Source organism: Kitasatospora sp. NPDC058965, assembly GCF_042741245.1.
Classification (GTDB): Bacteria; Actinomycetota; Actinomycetes; order Streptomycetales; family Streptomycetaceae; genus Kitasatospora.
Genome location: NZ_JBHYKG010000488.1, coordinates 1 through 4,288, shown reverse-complemented (window position 1 = coordinate 4,288; position 4,288 = coordinate 1). Strand labels below are relative to the sequence as shown.

Sequence of the window (4,288 nt, the reverse complement as noted above, 5' to 3'; positions counted from 1 at the left end):
GGTCAGAGCTTGGCGAGCTCGGCGGCGAGGGTGTCGCTGTTCTGGAAGGTGATGCCGGCCAGGGCGACGTGGCGCCAGCGCACGGTGCCGTCGCCGTCCAGGATGAAGACCGAGCGGCGCAGGCCCAGCCCCGGGACCGCGATGCCGAACGCCTTGGCCACGGCCCGGTCCGGGTCGGCGAGCAGCGGGAAGCGCAGGTCGTAGCGGCGGGCGAAGCCCTCGTGGCTGTCCAGGTCCTGCGGGCTGATCGCCCAGACCGTCGCACCGAGGTCGCGGAACCGGTCCAGGTCCGAGGTGTAGGAGCAGAGCTGCTTCGTGCAGACCGCGGTGTTGTCGCCGGGGTAGAAGACCAGCACCAGCGGGTGGCCCTCGGCCTCGGCGAGCCGGTAGTCGCGACGCTCGGCGCCGGCCTCGGAGAGCAGCAGGCCGGGCAGGGTGAAGTCGGGAGCGGGAGTGCCGACCTCGGGGTACTTGGCCATCGGGCGGGTCCTCTCGGGAAGGCGCGCGGCGGCTGCGGCGGGCGCGGTGGCCGCTGCGTGCGACGACTAGCAGATAGAACGTTCGTTCTGCCTCGGTGATGGTAGTACGGTCGACGGTGTGAGTACACCATCCCCCGCCCGCGACCGGGTCCTCGAGACGGCTACCAGGCTCTTCTACGCCGAGGGCATCCACGCGGTGGGTGTGGACCGGATCGTGACCGAGGCCGGGGTCACCCGGGCGACCTTCTACCGGCACTTCCCGAGCAAGGAGGAGTTGGTCCGCAGCTACGTCCAGGCCTGGGACCAGGAGGTGCGGGACGAGGTGGCGGCCGTCGTCCCCGGGCTGGGCGCCGACCAGGCGCTGGAGCTGTTCCTGGCCCGGCTCGGCGAGGAGATGTGCCGACCGGGCTTCCGCGGCTGCCCGTTCATCAACGCCGCCGCCGAGTACCCCGACCAGGACAACCCGGTCGCCCGCGCGATCGCCTCGCACCGGACCTGGCTGCGCGAGACGTTCGCGCTGCTGCTCGGCGAGCTCGGTGTCCCCGAGCCGTACCAGCGGGCCGCGCTGCTGATGCTGCTGCGGGACGGCGCGATGGTCGGCGCCGCGCTGGGCGAGCCGGCCGCGGTGGCCGGGCAGCTGGCGGTGGCGGTGCGGGAGCTGGTCCGACGCTGAGTCAGCGGCGCGGGCCGTACATGATCACGCCCACCCCGACCAGGCAGACCAGCGCGCCGATCAGGTCGTACCGGGTGGGCCGGAAGCCGTCGACCAGCACGCCCCAGGTCAGCGAGCCGGCCACGAACACCCCGCCGTAGGCGGCGAGCACCCGCCCGAAGTGGCTGTCCGGCTGCAGCGTGGCCACGAACCCGTACGCCCCCAGCGCCACCACCCCGGCACCGACCCAGGCCCACCCCCGGTGCTCCCGCACGCCCTGCCAGACCAGCCAGGCCCCGCCGATCTCCAGGACGGCGGCGAGCAGGAAGAGCACGGCGGAGCGGGCGACGGTCATGCCCAGATCCTAGGGTCCGTCTTCAAACCCCCGCCTGCGCGGCGACGCCGGGGCACGCACGCCCCCAGCCTTCGGCCGGGAGGTGCCCCCACGCTGCGTTGTCGTCGGTCGCCTATGCTCCGCATGGACTCTCCCCCAGCCTTCGGCCGGGAGGTGCCCCCATCCTCCGCCTTGCGATGCACGCACCCCAACGCCGCCGCGCCCGCCCTTCGGGCGGACGACGGGGGTTTGAAGACGGACCCTAGGGCCCGCCTTCGCACCCGTCGGCGGCCGTGGCGCGGGAGTGATCGTCCGCGCCGACCCGTGCACCGGTGGGTCCGTCGTTCTCGAACAACCGTCATAATGGCGGCCGCTCGTTCGAGTCCGACCAGTCACCGGGGGGAACACTCTGATGCACCACGCCTCGTCCCGCCGCCGCGGCCTGCTCCGCAGCCGCGCCGCGGCCCTGACAGCGCTGACCGTCCCGCTCGGGTTGGCCGGCAGCCTGCTGGCGGCCGGCCCGGCCGCCGCCGACACCCCGACCGTGGTGAGCTACAGCCAGGCGCCCGCGAACCACCAGCTGTACCCGCGCGACCCGGTGGCCAACACCGCCGTGGTCCCGATCGCGGGGCAGGTGACCCAGGGTCAGCCCACCGCGATGCGGCTGGACGTGACGCAGAACGGGCAGCCGTTCTCCAGCACCACCGTGGCGGTCACGGGCACGGGGGCCTCCTTCTCGTTCACGCCGACGATCACCGCGGGCCTGAACGCCTACGGCTTCTCGCTCTACGCGGTCGGCAGCACCGCGGTGCTGCAGAACAGCTGGACCGACGTGGTCGCCGGGGACGTCTTCCTGGACAGCGGCCAGTCCAACGCCGCGGCCCACCAGCGGTACGACACCACGGCGGTCAACAGCAGCGCCGTGGACCAGTCGCCGTGGGTGCGCACCTTCGGCTCCTCCACCAACGACCCGGCCCAGTCCGCCCAGGACAGCACCTGGCAGCAGGCGCAGGGCGACGGCTACCAGGGCTCCGGCACGGTGGGCCAGTACGCGGTGCGGATGGGCCGGCGGATCGTGGACACCTACGGCGTACCGGTGGCCGTCCTGCAGGGCGGGCAGGACGGCATGCCGATCAGCTTCTTCCAGCCGAACACCGCCAAGCACGACGACACCACCACCAACTACGGCCGCCTGCTCGACCGGGCCGAACGGGCGGGAGTGCAGAGCCGGGTCCGGGGCATCTTCTGGTACCAGGGCGAGTCGGACAACAACGACGCGACCGCGCAGACCAACGGGTTCGGCACCCTGCTGACCGCCTGGAAGCAGGACTACCCCGGGCTGCAGCACGTCTACCCGCACCAGATCCGCAACGGGTGCCTGTCGCCCAGCGGCAGCTTCCAGGCCTCGTACCAGGAGCGGGACGCCCAGCGCGGCTACAGCGACCTGCCCGGGGTGACGCTGCTGAGCACCAACGGCGTGGACCGCCAGGGCGGCGACAGCTGCCACTACTACTACCTCGGCGGCTACCAGGCGCTGGCCGACCACGACTTCGCCACCGTGGCGCACGACCTGTACGGCGGCAGCGCCACCGCCAGCACCCCGCCCGCCCCGGCCGGGGCCTGGTTCTCCGCCGCCGACCACAGCCGGATCTCCATCGGGCTGCGCAACACCACCGACCGGTTGAACCTGCCGTGCGGTCCGGCGGGCGACTTCGTGGTCAACGGCAGCACGGTGTCGGTCACCTCGGTGGCCGTCCAGCCCGGGCTGGTGGTGCTGCAGCTGAGCGGACCGGCCACCGGCGCGACCGGGATCAGCTACCTCGGGCACGACGGCGCCGGGAACTGGATCACCAACGACAACGGCGCCGGGCTGCTGGCCTTCGCCAACCTCCCGTTCGGGGCCGACCAGCCCGCCGCGATGCCGGCGGCCGCCCGGACCTGCCCGGCGCTGCGCACGCCCGTGCTGACGGCGGCCGGGGACTTCAACGGGGACGGCAAGGTGGACCTGGCGGTGCTCGGCGCCACCAACGACCTGCGGCTGTACCCGGGCAACGCCGACGGCACGCTCAGCACCGGCCCGGGCCAGGCGATGTGGGCGGCCGGCGGCCTCTGGCAGGGGTTCAAGGCCATCGCGGCGGGCGACTTCAACGGTGACGGCAAGGTGGACATCGCCGGCATCGACGCCTACAACGACCTGCGCCTGTACACCAACGACGGCCAGGGCCACCTGGGCGGCGGCGCCCTGATGTGGCCGGGCGGCGGGCTCTGGCAGGGCTTCAAGTCGCTGGTGGCCGGGGACTTCAACGGTGACGGCAAGGTGGACCTCGCCGGCATCGACGCCTACAACGACCTGCGGGTCTACCTCGGCAACGGCGACGGGACGCTCAACACCTCCTACGGCGGCTGGAAGATGCTGCCGGGCAACGGCAACTGGGTCAACTTCCACGGGCTGGCCGCCGGGGACTTCAACGGCGACGGCAAGGCGGACATCGCCGGGATCGACGCCTACAACGACCTGCGGCTGTACACCGGCAACGGCGACGGGACGCTCAACACCTCCTCCGGCGGCCTGATGTGGCCGGGCGGCGGGCTGTGGCAGGGCTTCGGGGCGATCGCGGCGGGCGACTTCAACCACGACGGCAAGGCGGACATCGCCGGGATCGACGCCTACAAGGACCTGCGGCTGTACGCGGGAAGCGGGAACGGGACGCTGAACACCTCGTCCGGCGGGATGCTGTGGGGCGGGGCCGGCTACTGGGGCGGGTCCTGACCGGACACCGGCCCCGACGACCGGGTGGGCCCCGGGTGCTGCGGCACCCGGGG

At 72.9% G+C, this 4,288-nt stretch carries 4 protein-coding genes; 2 read left to right on the top strand and 2 right to left on the bottom strand.

All coding sequences use genetic code 11. From position 1 onward, the window contains the following. Nucleotides 1-2: 2 nt before the first annotated feature. A complete protein-coding gene (locus tag ACFW1A_RS39080; protein ID WP_380418206.1) occupies nt 3-479 on the bottom strand; it encodes a peroxiredoxin in 477 nt (158 codons plus the stop codon). Between the two features lie 118 nt (nt 480-597). On the opposite strand from ACFW1A_RS39080, the gene ACFW1A_RS39075 reads away from it, so the two are divergent. Continuing rightward, nucleotides 598-1,152 (top strand): TetR/AcrR family transcriptional regulator, encoded by a 555-nt coding sequence (locus tag ACFW1A_RS39075; RefSeq protein ID WP_380418204.1) that lies wholly within the window; start codon nt 598-600, stop codon nt 1,150-1,152. 1 nt (nt 1,153) lies between these two features. Here the strand turns inward: ACFW1A_RS39075 and ACFW1A_RS39070 are convergent, their stop codons facing one another. Further along, nucleotides 1,154-1,486 carry a YnfA family protein gene (locus ACFW1A_RS39070; RefSeq protein WP_380418202.1) on the bottom strand — a complete coding sequence of 111 codons (333 nt, stop codon included), beginning with the start codon at nt 1,484-1,486 and terminating at the stop codon, nt 1,154-1,156. 391 nt (nt 1,487-1,877) lie between these two features. Between ACFW1A_RS39070 and ACFW1A_RS39065 the strand changes: the two genes are divergently transcribed. Next, nucleotides 1,878-4,235 (top strand): FG-GAP-like repeat-containing protein, encoded by a 2,358-nt coding sequence (locus ACFW1A_RS39065; RefSeq protein ID WP_380418200.1) that lies wholly within the window; start codon nt 1,878-1,880, stop codon nt 4,233-4,235. The last annotated feature ends 53 nt before the right edge of the window (nt 4,236-4,288 follow it).